The sequence below is a fragment of the Streptococcus porci DSM 23759 genome, from assembly GCF_000423765.1.
GTDB classification, from domain to species: domain Bacteria; phylum Bacillota; class Bacilli; order Lactobacillales; family Streptococcaceae; genus Streptococcus; species Streptococcus porci.
Map to the genome: position 1 here is coordinate 74829 of NZ_AUIP01000013.1, position 18571 is coordinate 93399.

The window sequence follows — 18571 nt, forward strand, 5'->3', positions numbered from 1 at the left end:
CTCACAAACTCAGGGAATTTTTCATGTCAAAAAAAACCTCCAATCGGAGGGTTTTTCTCTTAATAAATATCAAGGTAGTTATCAATTTCCCATTGTGAAACGAAGGTTGCATAAGATGCCCATTCCATACGTTTTGCCTCAAGGAAATTATAGTAGATATGATCGCCAAGTGCTTCTTTAACCACTTTATCTTCCTGCAAAGCTTTGAGTGCATTGTGAAGAGTTGACGGTAAATCAATGATGCCTGCTTCTCTACGCTCTTCAGCTGTCATGGCATAGATATTGGTTTCAACTGGTGCTGGTGCTTCAATTTTATTTTCAATACCATCCAGTCCTGACTCAAGAAGAACAGCCAGCGCAAGGTAAGGGTTAGCCATCGGATCAACCGAACGGAGTTCCAAACGCGTCCCCATGCCACGAGAAGCTGGGACGCGAATCAATGGTGAGCGATTACGTCCTGCCCAAGCGATGTAAACAGGTGCTTCATAGCCTGGTACCAAACGTTTGTAAGAGTTGACTGTAGGGTTGATGATAGCTGTATAGCTGTAAGCATGTTTCATCAAACCACCAAGGAAGTAATAAGCATCTTCTGACAACTGCATACCATGTGGGTCATTGACATCAAAGAAAGCATTGTTCCCATTCTCATCAAATAAAGACATGTTGCAGTGCATACCAGAGCCGGCAATGCCATACTTAGGTTTCGCCATAAAGGTTGCGTAAAGTCCATGCTTACGTGCAATCGTTTTAACAACAAGTTTGAAGATTTGAATATTGTCACAAGCCTTCAAAACGTCAGCATATTTGAAATCAATTTCATGCTGACCAACTGCGACCTCATGGTGAGATGCTTCTACTTCAAATCCCATTTGAGTCAAAACATTTACGATTTCACGACGAGTATTATCTGCCAAATCAGTCGGAGCTAGGTCAAAGTAGCCACCCTTATCATTCACCTCAAGAGTTGGATTTCCTTGTTCGTCTAGCTTGAAAAGGAAAAATTCTGGCTCAGGTCCAAGGTTAAAAGATTTATAACCCACTTTTTCCATATGACGCAATGCTTTTTTCAAATTGCCACGTGGGTCTCCCGCAAAAGGCTCACCTTCAGCTGTATAGATATCACAAATCAGGCCTGCGACAGCTCCATTTTCATCCCCCCAAGGGAAGACCGTCCATGTGTCCAAATCAGGGTAAAGATACATGTCTGACTCATTGATTCGAACAAAACCTTCAATAGAGGAACCGTCAAACATAGCTTTGTTTGACAAAACTTTATCCAACTGCTCATCAGTTGCAGGAATTTCAACGTTTTTCATCACTCCCAAAATGTCTGAAAACATGAGACGAAGGAAAGTGACGTTTTTTTCTTTGACTTCGCGACGAATATCAGCTACTGTGATTGCCATTTAATTTCTCCATAAAATATTTTGACTAAAGTTACTCACCACACCTCTCGTGTGGTAATCCGATAATCTCTTAGAAACGCATGCTTCCAAGATGGGTACTAGGAGTTCCAAAACCAGCTTGGTTGCGGAGTTCATCTTGTAAAAGCCGCCGAACGTCAGCGTCCGTTAAGGGCTTCTTCTGTTGACTTTTGGCTTTTCTGTCTTCATATTCACGCTTAATGGCAGCCATGTTAAGCCCGTCCGATAGAAAATCTTTAATTTCTAAGAGACGATCCATATCATTTAATGAATACATACGACGATTGCCCTCTGTTCGTTCAGGCAAAATCAAACCTTGATCTTCATAGTAGCGAATCTGCCTTGCTGTCAAATCCGTCAATTTCATAACGGTTCCGATTGGAAAAACAGCTAATGTTCGCCTTAGTTCTTTTTCTTTCACGAAAATGCTCCTGTTACTCTTAATATTATAGGGGTTTAAAAAAGTTCTGTCAAGCAATCATGTCACATTTTGTGACATGATTTGAGTTATTTGTGTTTTTTCTTAATCGTTCGGATTTTATCTAAATCAATATTGACCAAAATAGCGATAAAAACACCTATAAAGGTCTCAAAGACTCTGACAATAGCATACTGAATCGGCCCACCGACTGGAGCTGATAAGGTAATAATCAAAAGAGCGGCCACACCACCAATAATACCAGCTTGATTTGACATAGCGACATTGGTCATGATGGTCAACATGGTACAGATGGGAACAAAAATCAAAGAAACCCAAGCTTGCCCATGAAAAAATTGACTCAGAATAAAGAAACAAATGGCATAGAAGCCACCAATAGTATTTCCCAGAATACGAGAACTTCCAAAGTGCAAACTTTTTCCAAAATCTTCTCGCAGACTGAAGACAGTCGTCAAAGCAGCGATATTGGTGCCCTCCCAGCCTAAAAACTGGAACAGTAAGATGACAAAAAAAACTGCAATCCCCGTTTTCAAGGTTCTCAAGCCTAAACGAAACTTTTTAGGGTCAAACCGATAATTTTTCCACATATACTTATTTTAACACGAAGTCACTAATTTTGGGACAATTGGATGCAAAATATCTGCCACAAAACACAAAAAAGATACTAGTTCTTTAAGCAGCATCTTTTAGGATAAAAAATATTCGAACAATGACTTAATTTTGCCACATTCTTCAATCTCAATTAACTTGATAGAGGTCATTTTTGACTTGATTGGAATAAGGGTCTCTAGGCAATAATGATAGACTTTAGAGATATTTTCATCTGCAATACGGTTCGCTAAAGTAATATGTGGTATCCAATCCTCAGGATTATAAAGCGATTCTTCCAATTGGTCAAATTGAAATTCCCGATGTAAATTCTGATGAAAGTCTACTAATGCAGGGGTTTTAATTGGATTTAAAGTCACAATCCTCATTCCGACAAACGAAGATAGATGATTGAAGGTTAAATCTATCGGAGGCTGGCCTGTTAAAGTTGTCTGCAACTGCTCAATGAATAACTTAGAATCTTCTATATCAAACGAAGCCAAGGTCATATGTGGCTCACGATATATCCACCTCATAAGCGTATTGCGATAAGCCTAGTTGACTCAAGCCCTGCCAAACCTTATGAATCGTCTGTTCCAAATGATTATCAAAAAGACCAATGAGAGCATACATATTTTCTCCTTTATCAAAAAGGGGCACGAATGGCAATCCCTAGCATATTTAAATCTAATTATTTTTCAGTCAAAACTACAAGAACCGGCAAGACTTTCCCCTCAAGGAGTTCCATGGAAGCGCCACCACCGCGTCGTAAATATCTTCACTATCACAAAAGTGTAGGCAAAACTACCCTTTTGTTCTCGTTAGGATTTTGTTCCTTTTTCTACAAAATCAGAATTTTGCAGACTCTAACAGGTGGTAACCTTATTTCTCTGCCCATGTTGCAAGTCCTGAAAGGACTTTACACCTTGCTCAATTTTCTAACTCGCTTTGTTTCGTAGAAACTCTGCGCAATGCACAAAATGCAACGGAAATCCGTTGCATTTGAGCCTTCACCTTTTGTGTGCAGTAGCTGAATGGTCGTTCACTTCGCTTCACTTGTGACCGACCCATTCGGCCTTGCAGGGTTCAAATAGTCCAGTAGACTATTTGAAGTTGTCACCCAATAAAAACAAAGTGACAAGCTGCGGAATCATTTTTGACAGAAGCTTCGCTTCTTTTATTTCCCACCTCAAAATATCTCCCAGATATTTTGAGCTAACTTACCGCCTATTTTTCAGTAAGAGCTGCAAGACCAGGCAATACTTTACCTTCTAACAACTCCATAGATGCACCGCCACCTGTTGAGATCCATGAGAACTTGTCTGCACGGCCAAGGTTGATAGCTGCTGCTGCTGAGTCACCACCACCGATGATTGATTTCACGCCTGGTTGTTTCACGATAGCGTCCATTACACCGATTGTACCAGCTTGGAAGTCTGGGTTTTCAAATACACCCATAGGACCGTTCCAAACAACTGTTTTCGCACCAGTCAACGCTTCGTCAAACTTAGCGATTGACTTAGGACCGATGTCAAGACCAAGGAAGCCTTCTGAAACTGCTTCGCCTTCTGTATCGCGAACTTCAGTATATCCAGCAAATGCATTTGCTTCTTTTGAATCAACTGGCAAGATCAATTTACCATTCGCTTTTTCAAGAAGTGCTTTTGCCACATCAAGCTTGTCTTCTTCTACAAGTGAGTTACCGATTTCGATACCTTGAGCTTTGTAGAATGTGTAAGTCATACCACCACCGATAAGAACTTTGTCAGCTTTTTCAAGAAGGTTCTCGATAACACCGATCTTATCAGATACTTTTGAACCACCAAGGATTGCCACGAATGGGCGCTCTGGAGTTTCAACAGCTTCTTGGATGTATGCAATTTCGTTTTCCAAAAGGAAACCAGCTACTGCTTTTTCTACGTTTGCTGAGATACCAACGTTTGATGCGTGTGCACGGTGTGCAGTACCAAATGCATCGTTTACGAAGATACCATCACCAAGTGAAGCCCAGTATTTACCAAGTTCTTCGTCGTTTTTAGATTCTTTCTTACCATCAACATCTTCGAAACGAGTGTTTTCAACAAGGAGAACTTGTCCATCTTCCAAAGCATTGATAGCTGCTTCCAATTCAGCACCACGAGTAGCACCTGCGATGAAAGCAACGTCTTGACCCAATTTAGCTGCCAAGTCAGCTGCTACAGGAGCCAATGATTTACCTTCTTTGTCAGCTTCTTCTTTCACACGACCAAGGTGAGAGAAAAGAATTGCACGTCCACCTTGCTCAAGAATATACTTGATTGTTGGAAGAGCCGCAGTGATACGGTTGTCGTTAGTGATAACGCCATCTTTCAAAGGTACGTTAAAGTCAACACGGACAAGAACTTTTTTGCCCTTCAATTCAACGTCTTTAACAGTCAATTTAGCCATTAGATAGACTCCTTATAATATATTTATACTTGTTTATTATATCACAAATTTCGGAAATCACCTAATATTCTGTAAGAGTTTTTGGAAAAATCTAATCTTCTTCTGCTCGGCTTTTCTCAAAAGTCAAAAAGGACTGACAAGTTCAATCAATTTTGGTAGAATAGTAAGGCTAAAAACTCAGGACTGTTTTTCCTGAAGTAAAGGAGAAAATTATGGTAGATTATCCGATTAAGTATCGCTTAATTAAGAAAGAAAAACATACGGGAGCCCGCCTCGGGGAAATCATCACGCCTCACGGGACCTTCCCAACACCCATGTTCATGCCGGTTGGCACGCAGGCTACGGTCAAAACGCAGAGCCCTGAAGAATTGAAAGAGATGGGTTCAGGAATCATCCTATCAAACACCTACCATCTCTGGCTACGTCCCGGAGATGATTTGATTGCTAAGGCTGGCGGTCTTCATAAATTCATGAACTGGGATCAGGCTATCTTGACCGATAGTGGTGGTTTTCAGGTTTATTCTTTGGCTGATAGCCGAAATATTACCGAAGAAGGAGTGACCTTTAAAAACCACTTAAATGGGAGTAAGATGTTCTTATCCCCTGAAAAAGCTATCTCTATCCAGAACAATCTCGGTTCTGATATCATGATGAGTTTTGATGAGTGTCCCATGTTTTACCAACCTTATGACTATGTCAAAAAATCTATCGAACGCACCAGCCGTTGGGCTGAACGCGGACTCAAAGCTCACCGCCGCCCTCATGACCAAGGCCTCTTTGGAATCGTTCAAGGTGCGGGTTTTGAAGATTTGCGTCGTCAGTCTGCCCAAGACCTTGTCAGTTTGGATTTCCCAGGGTATTCTATCGGAGGACTGGCCGTTGGTGAAACGCATGAAGAAATGAACGCTGTGCTTGATTTTACAACACAACTTCTCCCTGAAAACAAACCGCGTTATCTGATGGGAGTAGGTGCCCCAGATAGCTTAATCGACGGGGTTATCCGTGGCGTGGATATGTTTGACTGTGTCCTTCCAACTCGTATCGCCCGTAACGGAACCTGCATGACCAGTCGCGGACGCCTTATCGTAAAAAATGCTCAGTTTGCTGAAGATTTTACACCGCTTGATCCTAAGTGTGAGTGCTATACTTGTAAGAACTACACCCGTGCCTATATCCGCCACCTGCTTAAGGCTGATGAGACTTTCGGTATCCGCTTGACTTCTTACCACAACCTCCACTTCCTTATCAATCTCATGAAGAATGTTCGTCAGGCTATTATGGACGATAATCTTCTGGAGTTTCGTCAGGACTTCATCGAAAAATACGGCTACGGCTCAAATGGACGCAATTTCTAAAGTAGGTAATATCGAGTTTTGGCTCGATTTTTTTGATATACTGATTAACAAACAAGGAGATTATTTAATGAAATACATTTTAATCAGACACGGCGAAACCGATTGGAACAAAGAAGGAAAAATTCAGGGACAAAAAGACATTCCTCTAAATGAAGTCGGTGAGCAACAAACTAAAGAAGTTGCACAAATTTTGAAGGAAACATTTCACATCACAACAATCTACACCAGTCCCTTGCAGAGAGCAAGAAAGACTGCTGAAATTATACAAGACTATCTAAAAGCAAAACTCCTGACCAAGTCAGACTTAAAAGAGATTAACTTAGGCATTTGGGAGGGAAAAAGTTGGAAAGAAATTAAAAATAAAAATAGCGATACCTATTCTAAGTGGTCTGTCGACAGATGCTACACAAGACCCGAACAAGGAGAAAGCTACAATGAACTTTTAAAACGAACACTCAGCTGTCTGGAAAATATAGATGTGGGAACTGATCAAAATGTTCTAGTGGTAACACACAGTGCTAACATAATGGTATTAAAATCCATACTTCACAAGACAGACTTTGCTAAGATGAGTCAGTACAAAGAAAAGAATGCAGCTTACACTATTATAACTAGTGAAGATGTTGCAACGATGAAAAACAACTACTAATAAGGAGACTTGATGGACTACATTTCATTTATCCGCTCAAAAGTTGGGCACGATAAGATTATTTTAACCTTTGCTGCTGGCATTTTGACTAACGATGACGGTAAAGTCCTCTTGCAACTACGAGGCGATAAGAAGACTTGGGGGATTATCGGTGGCTTTATGGAACTTGGTGAAAATTCCGTTGATACGCTTATTCGCGAATTCACTGAGGAAACTGGTATTTCTATCAGACCAACACGCCTCTTAAATGTTTACACCAATTTTGAGGATTCTTATCCGAGTGGCGACATTGCTCAACCCATCGGCATTGTTTACGAAGTGGAGGCACAGGAGCCCTACGACATCAGCAACTTCACAAACGAAGAAACCTTAGCCCTTGGCTTTTTCTCTCAAAAAGAAATCGCAGAGCTAAACCTGGCCAGCCACCAGCATCAGGTCATTTTAGACGAATACTTTGCACAAGAATTTAGAATGGGGCTTTAAATGGATAAAGAACAACTGCTGAATTGGCTCAAATCTTACCTAACTGACGGTAAGACGCATATCATTAGAATTTTCGACATGGCGCTTCCGGCAAGTCAACCTCATCCAAATATTTGGTTAACAAGTCAAACCCTAGTCATGTTAATCTCCTAGAGACAGACCCATATATCTTGGATAGTAAACTGCGGCAACTAGTCAGACCCGTTACCTTTCTAGAGCAAAAAAATCACCGCCAGCATGCCTTGCGCTCATGAGCTAGCTAGCTTGACTCTAGATATCACAGCTCTGAAAAATGGTATAGACATTTTAACCATTGACCAGCCTTGGGCACCCGGTATTATTTTAGAGGCTAAGAAACCCATTCTTATCGTGGAAGGAATGTCCTCTGCTTTTGTCAAAGCAGAGCTTTTCGACCTCTCCATCGCTTGTTTTACGGACAGCGAAACCGAATTAAGGCGTCGTCTAAAACGAGATACCAGTGAGCGTGGACGAGACAAAGAATTTGTCTACCAAAGCCATAGCATACGCCGACAACAATACCAAACCTACTTTGAAAATCAACTAGCTCATGCTGACATCATTATAGACCAATCCAAAAATAATTTTACAGCTCATTTCATGACAATCTAGCTAATCCGTTACTTTGTCAACCTTTTTTAAAATTAGGTTGACAAGATTCTTTAAAACGATTAAACTATGACTATGGAAGTTAAAGGACTCAATCTAGACAAGGCAGGACGTTGTCGCCACTATCATACTGAACTTGATATAGTAGCTCTCCTGTGTGAAGCGTGCCAGTGCTATTATGCTTGCCACCTCTGCCACGATGAACTTGAAAGTCACGCCTTCCAGGCATCCAATCATTCTGCTGAAAAACCCGTTCTCTGTGGAAACTGCCTGTCCACTCTTTCCTTTGATGACTATCAAAAAGGGAGTTGTCCCAAGTGCCAGCACCGCTTTAACCCCAACTGCAAAAAACATTATTCTATCTATTTTAAAGGAGTTTAGCATGTCTTCAAAAGTCAGGAATTTAGTCTATATTGCCATGATGGCAACAGTTATCATCATTTTAGGAAACATTCCCGGTATACCTCTAGGTTTCATCCCCGTTCCTATCGTCCTTCAAAACTTAGGAATCATGCTTGCTGGAATCCTCCTAGGCGCTAATCGTGGGACGCTATCTGTCTTACTTTTCTTACTTCTAGGGATGATTTTTCCTGCTTTTTCTGGTGGTAATAATACTATCCCTGTTCTCATGGGACCTACTGCTGGTTATGTAATCTCATGGATTTTTGTCCCTCTCTTAATTGGTATTGGGCTGTCCAAAGTTCCTAGGAAAAATTTCTTGTTGACTTTTGTTGTGGTTTGGTTGGCTGGCGTCTTATTTGTCGATGTTTTAGGGGCAATATGGTTAGCGCAAGCTACGAAAATGTCTCTTAGCGCAGCTCTTTGGTCAAACCTCACATTCATCCCAGGTGATACTATTAAAGCACTACTAGCAACACTTTTTTCAGTCAATTACAGCCATGTGATTGCAAAAGTTAAAGAATAAAATAAGGGGAGTGAATAAAAATCGGGAAATCAGCATTTTTGCCGATGTCGATTTTGTCGGCCCACCTCCGCACAGTTGATCGGAATGGTCGCTATCCACTGCGCAGCAAAAGATGAGAACTTCCAATTAACCACTGCGCCAAAGCGCCTATCTGCAATCATGTTAAAAGGTTAGGACTTTTGTCTTAGCCTTCTTTTCATGTTACCACTTAATAAAACATTTCCTTCTTTGAAGTCTTCTTCCAACTGCAAGCGTTGAACGTTCATTGTAGCTATCCTTGGGAATTGATCATATACCAAAAGCATGGGAGCCTTTAAGGAAGGAAGCTCTGAAACTGCTCGCCACCAAGCATCCATATCTAGAGCTCTGCCATTTTCCAGAGCAATAAAAGGTTGAGGTCTGCCAAGTTGCTCCGAGAAACTTTATGTATCGCCTATTCTGGGGAGCTATAGCAGCGAAATTATTGACTTCACTCTGTCTCCATAGTGACCAAGACTGACAATACCAATATGAAGCCTATCGTGATTTACTTGCAAAGACATACGTCCCTCCATGTCTCGCAACGGAATCAGCACGGATAATGGCATGATGGAATCTTTCTTTGGTATCTTGAAGACAGAGATGATTTATGGCTTTGAGAAGACTTTCAAGTCTCTAGAGCAACTGGAACAAGCCATCACCGACTATATTTTTTACTATAACAAACATCTTAAAGCAAAACTAAAAGGACTTAGCCCTGTTCAGTACAGAACTAAATCCTCTCACTAATATTTTTTGTCTAACTTTTTGGGGTCAGTATAGTTTTCAAAACTAGATAAATTTTACTTATAATTGATTGAGCATGTCTTCCAAATGCTTGATGGCTTTTTCACGGCCTAGCAGATAGATGGTGTCAGGTAATTCTGGTCCGTGCATTTCACCTGATACGGCGATACGGATTGGCATAAAAAGGTTTTTTCCTTTAATGCCTGTTTCTTTTTGAACTGCCTTGATTTGTGGAAAGATATTTTCTGTCACAAATTCCTCATCAGACATAGCTTCTAATTTTGCCTTAAAGGCTTCAAGTACTGTTGGAACCGTTTCAACAGCCATGACTTCGCGTTCTGCATCTGTCAATTCTGGGAAATCAGCGAAAAAGAGGTCTGTCAATGGTACGATTTCATCAGCCGATTTGAGTTGTGGTTTGTATAGTTCAACCAATTTTTCAGCCTTGTCTGTCAAACGCCCTGCCTCTTCCAAGAAGGGTTTACAGAGTTCAAAGACTGTTTCAAAGTCAGCGTTTTTAAGATAATCATTGCTCATCCAGTCCAGTTTTTTCTGGTCGAAAGCGGCTGGAGATTTACTGAGGCGATTTTCATCAAAAAGTTTGATGAGTTCCTCACGGCTGAAGATTTCTTCTTCTCCACCTGGATTCCAGCCAAGAAGAGCAATAAAGTTAAAGACAGCTTCTGGAAGGTAACCTTTTTTGCGGTAATCTTCGATAAATTGAAGGGTATTTGTGTCACGTTTTGACAATTTCTTACCCGTTTCAGAATTAATAATCAGAGTCATATGACCAAATTCTGGTGCTTCCCAACCAAGCGCTTCATAAACCATGAGTTGTTTTGGCGTGTTGGCAATATGGTCATCTCCGCGGATAACGTGTGAAATTTGCATATCATGGTCGTCAACAACAACGGCAAAGTTATAAGTTGGGTAACCGTCTTTCTTCTGGATAACCCAGTCACCACCGATATTGCCACCTTCAAATTCGATATCACCCTTAACCATGTCAGTCCACTTGTAAATGCCTGCTTCATTAACTTTCAAACGAACAGTAGGCACAATACCCGCCGCCTCGCGTTCAGCGATGTAGGCAGCTTTCTCATCCTGAGACATACCGATGAATTCATTGATGTAACGTGGTGTTTCACCAGCAGCCTCTTGGCGTTCACGTTCTGTAGCCAATTCTTCTTCAGTGACGTATGATTTGTAGGCTTTACCTTCTGCTAAAAGCTGGTCAATGTATTTCTGGTAGAGTTCCAAACGTTCTGACTGACGGTAGTTTTCATGTGTTTCTGGGCTTTCATCCCAGTCAATCCCCAACCAACGCAAGTTTTCAAGCTGTGAACGTTCACCATCCTCTACATGACGTTTACGGTCAGTATCCTCGATACGGATGATAAAAGTTCCATTATGATGACGAGCGTAGAGGTAGTTGAACAGCGCAGTACGCGCATTTCCAATGTGTAAAAGTCCCGTTGGACTTGGTGCGTAACGCACACGAATATCTTTAACCAATGCTTTTCTCCTTGAAGTAAGAATAAGAAAGGACAGGATCCCTTATTCCATTTTTCTATCTAGCGAACCCATCCGCAATCTTTACTATTATAGCATATTCCAAACTTTTGAGCGAAAAAAATCAGCCTTGTCACGCTATTTTTCTTTCGAAAGATAAGTTGTCGTAAAATATTTTATTCTTGTTCTAGCATTTGCTACGCTTGCCATCTTTTCAAGGCAATAAGAGCTAAGCTAAAAATCCCGTCATTTTAATGAACAGCTCCCTGTCAAGTAGACAATGAAATAATAAAAGATTAGGCGACGGCCTTGTTCCTCATTTCAAGAGGGGCAAGGCCGTTGTTGCGCTCTTGAAAACGTTGATGATTGTAAAAGTAGATGTAGGCATCAATGTCTGATACTAGCTCCTCAAAGGTCTTATATTTCTTCAAATCATAGCACTCCGTCTTAAAGTGCCCAAAGAAACTCTCAATTGGTGCGTTGTCAATACACTTACCAACACGAGACATGGAGCGGGTCATCTGATACTGGGTAGTTAAACGGTAATAATCTTTCGAAGTATACTGCGAACCTCGGTCGCTGTGAATTAATGGTGTCGCATTAGGATTAGCTTTTTGTACCTTACGAAGTGTTTCCAATACCAATTCGTTATCATTAAAGTGACCAACCACATAAGCGACAATGAGAGCCGTCGTAAAGGTCCTTAATAGCATTCAAATAGGCTTTACAGCCGAGACCATACTTCAAGAAAGTCACATCTGTACACCATTTCTGATTCGGAGCAGTAGCTGTAAAATTACGATTGAGAACGTTGTCCTCTACATTGACAAAGCTGGTCTTGGTACAGTAGCCCTTAGCTCTTCTGATAATGGAGCGAACTCCTAAAATGTGCATCAATCGTCGAATACGTTTCTTGTTGTAGCTTGTTCCAAGCTTGTGATTGACAAATCGCGTCATACGACGATAACCGAGAATACCATTATGTTGGCTATGAAGTTCCTTGATGACATCCATCAAGCCTAAATTTTCCTGTTCAGAAGTTGTTTCCTGATGTTGTAACCACTTGTAATAGCCTGAGCGAAATACCTTTAGAATACGGCACAAGTGGCTGATAGAAGCCTCTTCCTGTTCATCCGCATATTCTTTAATCGCTTGGAAGGATTCCAAGTGGCGACCAAGCCTTACCGTCGGTTTCGTCGTTTGATTTCTTCTAACTTTTTTAGCAGGCCGTTCTCCATTTCAAGATACTTAATCCGTTCTTCCTGTTGCTTGATTTTGAGGCGTAACTCTTCTTCTGGAGTCAGATTAGGCTTGCTTTCCAGGCCTTTCCCACGACGATCTAGGAGACCGTTAGAACCGTCCTTCTCAAACTTTCTGACCCACGAATAGACCTGTTGGTAGGAAACACCATACTTCTCAACAGCTCCTTGGTAATCTTTCTCGTGGGCAAGGGTAAAATTGACAATCTCAACCCGTTCGTCAAATGTTGTCTTGCGTCCTTGTTTCATGCGTCTCATTCCTTTACTAGTAGTTTTCAGTTCTTTACCACTAGTATAACGTTTTATCCATAATCTGAGAACATAAGGGTCAGAAATTCCATATTTTGTGGTCAGATCTTTGAGACTTCCCAAGCCATTAAGATAGTCGGAAACAGCTTGTTCCTTTAGTTCCTTACTATACTTCTTCCATTGACGGCTTTCCTCTAGCCCCTCAACACCAACTTCTTTGTACTTCCGAACCCAGTTCGATAGTGTGTCTTTAGACACCCCATGGTGCCTAGCTAGCCAACTAATTGATTTCCCAGTTTCCAAGTAGAGTAGAACAATTTCTAGTTTCTCAGAGACAGACTTTGGACTTCTTTTGGACATAATAAAACTCCCCTTATAGTTTCTAGTGAAAAAACAAAAATTTTCACTAGAAACTATAAGGGGAGTATATCAGATGAGCTGAGTTCTTTCCGCCTTATTCTTCCAAATCATTAAAGAAACCATTGCTTTTTCTAAAAGCTACCGTAACCTTACCTGACTTCCGTCATCAAGCCTGTATCTACATCATAAACCGCACCGCTAATCACCACATCTTCTGGAATCAAAGGCGATTGTCTGAGAAGCTCCATATCTTCACGAACACTTTCCACCACATCCGTAAAAGGCAAAAAATTACGCCCCCTCACATCGACACCCAAGGTATTTTGAATATGCTTAGCAAAATCTTCATTAGAAAAAGTCTGAGCACCGCAGTCCGTATGGTGTAAAACCACAATTTCACGCGTCCCCATCTGCTGTTGGGAAATCACTAAGGAACGAATCATATCATCTGTTACACGACCACCCGCATTACGTAAAATGTGAGCATCTCCTAGTGCCAATCCCAAAGCTGGTGCAACATGTAAACGAGAGTCCATGCAAGTGACGATTGCCACCTGCGTCTTTGGTTTTAGGGGAAGATGGGCAGTCCCGTGAAAATCCGCATAGGCTTGATTAGTCTTTAAAAATTTTTCGAAATACGACACATCAATTCCTCCACTTCTTTTTAAATTGTTACTATCCTATCACTTTCAAAAAATTTTGTCATTAAAAATGGACTGATACCCTATTATTGTCCGTCTTGGTCAATAAGATTTCATCTTCTCAAAATGAAAAAATCAGCTCATTTGAACTGATTTTTCTTGCCGTTTTCACTTAGGCATCAACGTCTTCATCATCTGAGTAATCATCATCTTCTTCATTGATATTAACGTCCTCATCCAAATCGTCATCTGGAATGATTTCGTTTAACTCAGAATCATATGAGTCAACTTCAGATTTTTCATCATCTGGATTGTCCTCATCATACTCCAAACCTTCACGGCTAGAGTCATAATCCTCATCTTCAGGATCGTCATCAGAATAATCAATAGCATCCTCATCGCCATCCATAAAGGCATTGACTCGTTTTTTCTTACGTTTTGGCGCATCTTCATCTTCGTCTTCAAGGCTGATGATTTCTTCGTCGATCTCATCAATAGCATACCATGAACGAAGCCCCCATTTGTTTTCGCCAAGCGGGATAAAACTCCCGTCTGTGTTTAAATCTGAATAGAAAAATGGTAGAGCTTCACGGATAGTAGCATCAGATTTTTCTAAATAGTTTTGAATTTCATTGACTAAGTCACTGAAATACATCTCATCTCCACGACCGCGAGTCTCCAAAATGGCACGCGCCACCTCAATCATTGACAGTTCATCTTTTTCTTGTCCAGCAAATACTTCTAATTCCAAAGGTCTTCTCCTTAATTTAAGAGACGAAGCCTACTAAGCAAGGTCATTCTATCCCTATTTTATCTCTTTACTATTTTACGCTAAAAAAAGCTATTCGTCAAAAGTTTTTCATGGGAAAATACGCGAGCTGAGGACTTCGAAACTTACAAAGAAACCTGAGAGACTTTATCTGTTAAGAAATCATATCTTTCTCATAAAAAATTACACGGTGAGCATAAACAAAATGTCGAAAAAAGAAAAACACTCTTAATCAAGAGTGTTTAACTGAATCCGACCTAAAATCCTGACAAAAAGTGGCACTTCCTTGTGTACGAGCACACAACATGAGTTTCCTGCTTTTCGTACAGAATTTAACAGCCTTGATACCTTATTTTAACGGCGAAGACCAAGTGAGGCGATCAATTCGCGGTAACGGTTAACGTCTGTACGGCGAAGGTATGCCAAAAGGTTACGACGGTGACCGATTTTTTTCATCAATCCACGGTAAGTTGCGTGGTCTTTTTTGTGTTGTTTGATGTGGTCGTTCAAGTGGTTGATTTCCCAAGTAAGGACAGCAACTTGTACTTCTACTGAACCAGTGTCACCTTCGTGACGTGCGTATTGTGAAATGATTTCATTTTTTTTCTCTTTTGAGATTGCCATGATAAGTCTCCTTTTTATTTGGCTCCATCCGAGTCACAGGCTGGCATTCCTACGACCAAGAAAGAGTTATTTTGTCCTATAGACCTTTATATTTTAGCAAAATAGTAGAGCTGAGTCAACTTTTTATGCTCTCTTAATAGAGCATAGACGGCTCTGCCTTTTCTAATAAGGTTTTTTGTGATACACTAGACACATGATTCTAAGTAAGGGAGATTTTTTATGACGGCTCAAGACAAACTGATTAAAGCGGCGCATTTGATTAACATGGATGATATTATTCGCGAGGGGCATCCGACTCTTCGTAAAAAAGCTGCTGATGTTGCCCTGCCATTGAGTGATAGCGATATTATCCTCGGTGAAAAAATGATGCAGTTTTTGAAAAACTCTCAAGACCCTATCATGGCCGAAAAATTAGGTCTGCGTGGCGGTGTCGGGCTGGCCGCTCCGCAACTGGATGTGTCAAAACGCGTCATCGCCTGCCTAGTGCCAAATCCAGAAGACGAGGAGGGAAATCCTCCTGCTGAGGCTTATAGCTTGCAGGCTGTCATGTACAACCCTAAAATCGTGGCGCATTCGGTGCAACAAGCTGCACTAGCTGACGGCGAAGGCTGCTTATCTGTAGATCGTGTAGTTGAGGGTTATGTTCCTCGCCATGCTCGCATTACGGTTGAGTATGTGGACAAGGATGGTCAGACACAAAAGGTTAAGTTTAAAGGCTACAATGCCATCGTGGTACAACACGAAATTGATCATCTCAACGGTATCATGTTCTACGACCACATTAACATTGCTGAACCGTTCAAAATTGAAGATGGTGTCATCATTTTAGACTAATCCTTAGAAAGCAAGCAGAGAACGGCTAAAGTCTTTCTAATCCTAAAAACGCATGAATTCTTGTTCTAGAAACATTAACTTCATGCGTTTTTTCTATATGCTTTTTTAAATCGGACGCAAAACTGAATTTTGCCCCAGCCTCTTTCTCTATTCAAGGGACTTCATGAAGTCTTTCAAGAGAGCTTGTTGGTCTTCTCCGATATGGCTAAGGAAATGTTTTGATTGATCAATCACTTCAGCGAAAGCATCTATATTAGATTTGACCGCATTCACTCGTTGTTCCAATCCACATGCTGAAACTCGTAAGCACCCCTGGGCAAAAACGCAAACGATCTCAATACCTTCAAAATTGGCGTAATGATTGAGCTTTTGAAGCAAAATAGTTCTAGCTTGATCAAGTTGATTGGTGCTAAAGGTCTGCTTTGTCTCCTGCCAAAAAGCAATCATGTTGTAGCCATCAACTAGCCTGAGTTTTTTCTTCATGTTAGAGTTTATTTCTGAAAACTTCGTACATAAGCACCGCAGCTGCAACGCTAGCATTAAGGCTCTGTACGTGTCCTGACATAGGAATGGTAATCATCTCATCCACCTGCTTTTTGATATTGGCAGAGATGCCTTTTCCTTCATTGCCAATGATGAGTGCGAGTTTTCCTGAGGTATTCCATTTATGAGATGGGGTACCATTCATGTCGGTGCCAAAAATCCAGAAGCCCTGCTCTTTCAGCTTGTCTAGGGTCTGACTAAGATTGGTCACTCGGGCAATGGGAACATGCTCGACAGCTCCTGTCGAGGTTTTGGATACAACTGGCGTCACCCCTACCGCACGGTGTTTTGGAATGATGACACCTGCTACTTGAGTTGCGTCAGCCGTTCTCAAGATTGACCCAAAGTTATGAGGGTCGGTCAGACCATCAAGAATGAGGATGAGAGGATTAGCTTCTGCTTCTGCTTTTTCTAAAATCTCTGAAAGTTCTGCATAAGCGAACTCAGAAACGCGTAGGACAAATCCCTGATGAACTGCTCCTCCTGTCATCTCATTGAGCGTTTTCTTAGGTGACCAAGAGATGGAAACCTTTTTCTCAGTCGCTAAGTTCTTGATGTTATCAAGATTTTTGCCACGCAAATCGTCCTGAATGTAGAGTTTATTTCCAGTATTGGCCCGAAGGCTTTCTGTCACAGCATGAATGCCATAAACAATATCGGTACTTGGTTCGGTCTTAGTCTGTTTTTTCATAATCTTATTATATCACATCAACTGAAAAGTGCTCCGCTAGGGAACACTTATTATTTAATCTTTTTCAGAAAATAGAGGAGACCTCCAACGACGCTTACTCCTAAGAATGAGCTCGCTGCAAGAGCCAGGGGAAGTGACTTGCTTTTCGTTTCCTTGGAACGAGTTGCGAGAGTCGCTGCTTGTTTTTGTGTGGTCGGTGCTTTTGTCCTCTCCTGCGCTTGTGTCGTTGACGTTTTTTCTGTTGCAGCTTTCGTTGCGACTGTATCCTGGGGATTTTCCTGCTCTGCCACTTGGGCTGGGGCTGGTTGCTCGACAATGCCACTACTTGCTGTAACTGCTACTTCGTCTGAGCTGCTTTGCTCTTTTTCCTGAGGAGAAGAAGGCTGTGCCGAAACAGATGTCGGAGTGTAGTTGAGCGGAGTTGAACTTCCGTAGAAGGTGGTGCTGGTATTGGGCAGGCTTACACTAACCTCAACGGTGTAAGTTCCAGCAGGCTGTCCGTCCATGATAAACCAGCAAGCAAAATATGTGCCTCCTTTGTAAAATGGATACATGACGCTGTTAATCACATTACCACTAGCATCTTTAAGTCGCGCGGTTGCTACCAATTCATCTTCTGTATAACCTTCTGAAAGTTCAACAATGCAGTCCATGAAACGATTTCCCTCACGCATGCTGGTTGCTACCGAAACAGCTATATCGGGTAGACTTTTGGTTACTTCTTGAATTGTTGTAGCCTCTGTCTGCCCACCTTCTTCTGCAAAGACTGGTAAACTACTTGCTAGTCCAAGAACCGTTGCTGCTAAGAGTAGAGATGATGAAAGCTGTTTTTTTGTCATAATGTTTTCCTCCAAGTATTAAGGCTTTTGCCCTACACTTGATTATTCGTAGGAAAAAGGAAAAACGAGACTGTTCTAAGGTAGAATTTTTCACCTACCACCTAAGATGAAGGCTTGTGTATCCAACCATATGAATGGTCATTTATTCTCCTCCTATTCCTAACAGTATAAAGGGTGACGTAAGGTTATAGTCAAGTCGTTAAAAAAAAACAGTTTTCGATGAAAACTGTTCAGATTGCAGACAAACATCGTTTTGGTGTTTGTCTTTTTTACTGTTTTTAGAGAAAAATGGCTGTTTTAATGCTGAAACCACCCCATCTGGACAAAATAAAAAGGCCTTCTTGCCATCCTTTTAGCTAGTTTTTTGAGATTTAAGCACGCCAAAGTCAGTCCAATCTTATCCTCCATTTTGGACTTGCCTTTTTCCCTCGTGTAGCGCAGATTATGGTATTCCTTGGCTGTGCCAAATAGCCGTTCAATCGTCTCTTTCCGATGTTGGTAGAGCTCCTTCATCCCTCTTTGATGACGAATATCCTCGCACTGTTCCAAATACTCCTTCCAAATATGC

Annotated in this window: 20 protein-coding genes and 3 pseudogenes; 8 read left to right on the forward strand and 15 right to left on the reverse strand. The window is 41.3% G+C overall.

The genetic code is table 11. The annotated features are described in order from the left end of the window. Nucleotides 1–59: 59 nt before the first annotated feature. The 5 genes from glnA to G576_RS0106155 form a co-directional block, all read right to left on the reverse strand. Nucleotides 60–1406, reverse strand: coding sequence for a type I glutamate--ammonia ligase (glnA, locus tag G576_RS0106125; protein WP_027973860.1), 1347 nt, complete (start codon nucleotides 1404–1406; stop codon nucleotides 60–62). A 70-nt stretch (nucleotides 1407–1476) separates the two neighbouring features. Beyond that, nucleotides 1477–1845, reverse strand: coding sequence for a MerR family transcriptional regulator (locus tag G576_RS0106130; protein WP_027973861.1), 369 nt, complete (start codon nucleotides 1843–1845; stop codon nucleotides 1477–1479). 86 nt (nucleotides 1846–1931) lie between these two features. Further along, nucleotides 1932–2450 carry an FUSC family protein gene (locus G576_RS0106135; RefSeq protein ID WP_027973862.1) on the reverse strand — a complete coding sequence of 173 codons (519 nt, stop codon included), beginning with the start codon at nucleotides 2448–2450 and terminating at the stop codon, nucleotides 1932–1934. Nucleotides 2451–2549: 99 nt separating this feature from the next. Next, a complete protein-coding gene (locus G576_RS12440) occupies nucleotides 2550–2987 on the reverse strand; it encodes a 2'-5' RNA ligase family protein (RefSeq protein ID WP_083959964.1) in 438 nt (145 codons plus the stop codon). A gap of 691 nt (nucleotides 2988–3678) precedes the next feature. Next, nucleotides 3679–4878 carry a phosphoglycerate kinase gene (locus G576_RS0106155; RefSeq protein WP_014637337.1) on the reverse strand — a complete coding sequence of 400 codons (1200 nt, stop codon included), beginning with the start codon at nucleotides 4876–4878 and terminating at the stop codon, nucleotides 3679–3681. Between the two features lie 212 nt (nucleotides 4879–5090). Between G576_RS0106155 and tgt the strand changes: the two genes are divergently transcribed. The 6 genes from tgt to G576_RS0106185 all read left to right on the forward strand — a co-directional run bounded on the left by tgt (nucleotide 5091) and on the right by G576_RS0106185 (nucleotide 8917). Next, entirely contained in the window at nucleotides 5091–6233 is a 1143-nt protein-coding gene (gene tgt, locus G576_RS0106160) for a tRNA guanosine(34) transglycosylase Tgt (RefSeq protein ID WP_027973864.1), read from the forward strand. Between the two features lie 67 nt (nucleotides 6234–6300). Then, the gene (locus G576_RS0106165; RefSeq protein ID WP_027973865.1) at nucleotides 6301–6882 is read left to right on the forward strand and encodes a histidine phosphatase family protein; all 582 of its coding nucleotides are present in this window, start codon (nucleotides 6301–6303) and stop codon (nucleotides 6880–6882) included. Between the two features lie 12 nt (nucleotides 6883–6894). Beyond that, a complete protein-coding gene (locus G576_RS0106170) occupies nucleotides 6895–7365 on the forward strand; it encodes an NUDIX hydrolase (RefSeq protein WP_027973866.1) in 471 nt (156 codons plus the stop codon). A 237-nt stretch (nucleotides 7366–7602) separates the two neighbouring features. Next, on the forward strand, nucleotides 7603–7995 hold the full coding sequence (locus G576_RS14095) for a hypothetical protein (protein ID WP_342664549.1): 393 nt from the start codon (nucleotides 7603–7605) through the stop codon (nucleotides 7993–7995). Between the two features lie 72 nt (nucleotides 7996–8067). Continuing rightward, a complete protein-coding gene (locus G576_RS13245) occupies nucleotides 8068–8373 on the forward strand; it encodes a CHY zinc finger protein (RefSeq protein ID WP_083959968.1) in 306 nt (101 codons plus the stop codon). Between the two features lies 1 nt (nucleotide 8374). Next, nucleotides 8375–8917 (forward strand): biotin transporter BioY, encoded by a 543-nt coding sequence (locus tag G576_RS0106185; RefSeq protein ID WP_027973868.1) that lies wholly within the window; start codon nucleotides 8375–8377, stop codon nucleotides 8915–8917. A 170-nt stretch (nucleotides 8918–9087) separates the two neighbouring features. Here the strand turns inward: G576_RS0106185 and G576_RS0106190 are convergent, their stop codons facing one another. Continuing rightward, nucleotides 9088–9273 carry a hypothetical protein gene (locus tag G576_RS0106190; RefSeq protein ID WP_027973869.1) on the reverse strand — a complete coding sequence of 62 codons (186 nt, stop codon included), beginning with the start codon at nucleotides 9271–9273 and terminating at the stop codon, nucleotides 9088–9090. A gap of 122 nt (nucleotides 9274–9395) precedes the next feature. Between G576_RS0106190 and G576_RS13250 the strand changes: the two are divergent. Further along, nucleotides 9396–9685 (forward strand): annotated as a pseudogene (locus G576_RS13250) (IS3 family transposase); the annotation flags it as partial. 57 nt (nucleotides 9686–9742) lie between these two features. Here the strand turns inward: G576_RS13250 and gltX are convergent. The 5 genes and pseudogenes from gltX to rpsO form a co-directional block, all read right to left on the reverse strand. Further along, on the reverse strand, nucleotides 9743–11197 hold the full coding sequence (gltX, locus tag G576_RS0106200; RefSeq protein WP_027973871.1) for a glutamate--tRNA ligase: 1455 nt from the start codon (nucleotides 11195–11197) through the stop codon (nucleotides 9743–9745). A 293-nt stretch (nucleotides 11198–11490) separates the two neighbouring features. After that, nucleotides 11491–13062, reverse strand: a pseudogene (locus G576_RS13255) (IS3 family transposase). A gap of 149 nt (nucleotides 13063–13211) precedes the next feature. Next, nucleotides 13212–13706 carry a beta-class carbonic anhydrase gene (locus G576_RS0106215; RefSeq protein ID WP_027973873.1) on the reverse strand — a complete coding sequence of 165 codons (495 nt, stop codon included), beginning with the start codon at nucleotides 13704–13706 and terminating at the stop codon, nucleotides 13212–13214. A gap of 169 nt (nucleotides 13707–13875) precedes the next feature. After that, nucleotides 13876–14454, reverse strand: a complete 579-nt coding sequence (rpoE, locus tag G576_RS0106220; protein ID WP_027973874.1) for a DNA-directed RNA polymerase subunit delta — start codon at nucleotides 14452–14454, stop codon at nucleotides 13876–13878. Nucleotides 14455–14826: 372 nt separating this feature from the next. Beyond that, nucleotides 14827–15096: a 30S ribosomal protein S15 gene (rpsO, locus tag G576_RS0106225; RefSeq protein ID WP_027973875.1), complete on the reverse strand. Its 270-nt coding sequence runs from the start codon at nucleotides 15094–15096 to the stop codon at nucleotides 14827–14829. A gap of 219 nt (nucleotides 15097–15315) precedes the next feature. Between rpsO and def the strand changes: the two genes are divergently transcribed. Beyond that, a complete protein-coding gene (gene def, locus G576_RS0106230) occupies nucleotides 15316–15930 on the forward strand; it encodes a peptide deformylase (protein ID WP_027973876.1) in 615 nt (204 codons plus the stop codon). A 147-nt stretch (nucleotides 15931–16077) separates the two neighbouring features. Here the strand turns inward: def and G576_RS0106235 are convergent, their stop codons facing one another. The 4 genes and pseudogenes from G576_RS0106235 to G576_RS0106250 form a co-directional block, all read right to left on the reverse strand. Beyond that, on the reverse strand, nucleotides 16078–16413 hold the full coding sequence (locus G576_RS0106235; RefSeq protein WP_027973877.1) for an NYN domain-containing protein: 336 nt from the start codon (nucleotides 16411–16413) through the stop codon (nucleotides 16078–16080). A 1-nt stretch (nucleotide 16414) separates the two neighbouring features. Further along, complete coding sequence (gene rlmB, locus G576_RS0106240) at nucleotides 16415–17164, reverse strand: 23S rRNA (guanosine(2251)-2'-O)-methyltransferase RlmB (protein ID WP_027973878.1); 750 nt, start codon at nucleotides 17162–17164, stop codon at nucleotides 16415–16417. A gap of 50 nt (nucleotides 17165–17214) precedes the next feature. Continuing rightward, a complete protein-coding gene (locus tag G576_RS0106245) occupies nucleotides 17215–18003 on the reverse strand; it encodes a hypothetical protein (RefSeq protein ID WP_027973879.1) in 789 nt (262 codons plus the stop codon). Between the two features lie 199 nt (nucleotides 18004–18202). Further along, nucleotides 18203–18571 (reverse strand): annotated as a pseudogene (locus G576_RS0106250) (transposase); the annotation flags it as partial.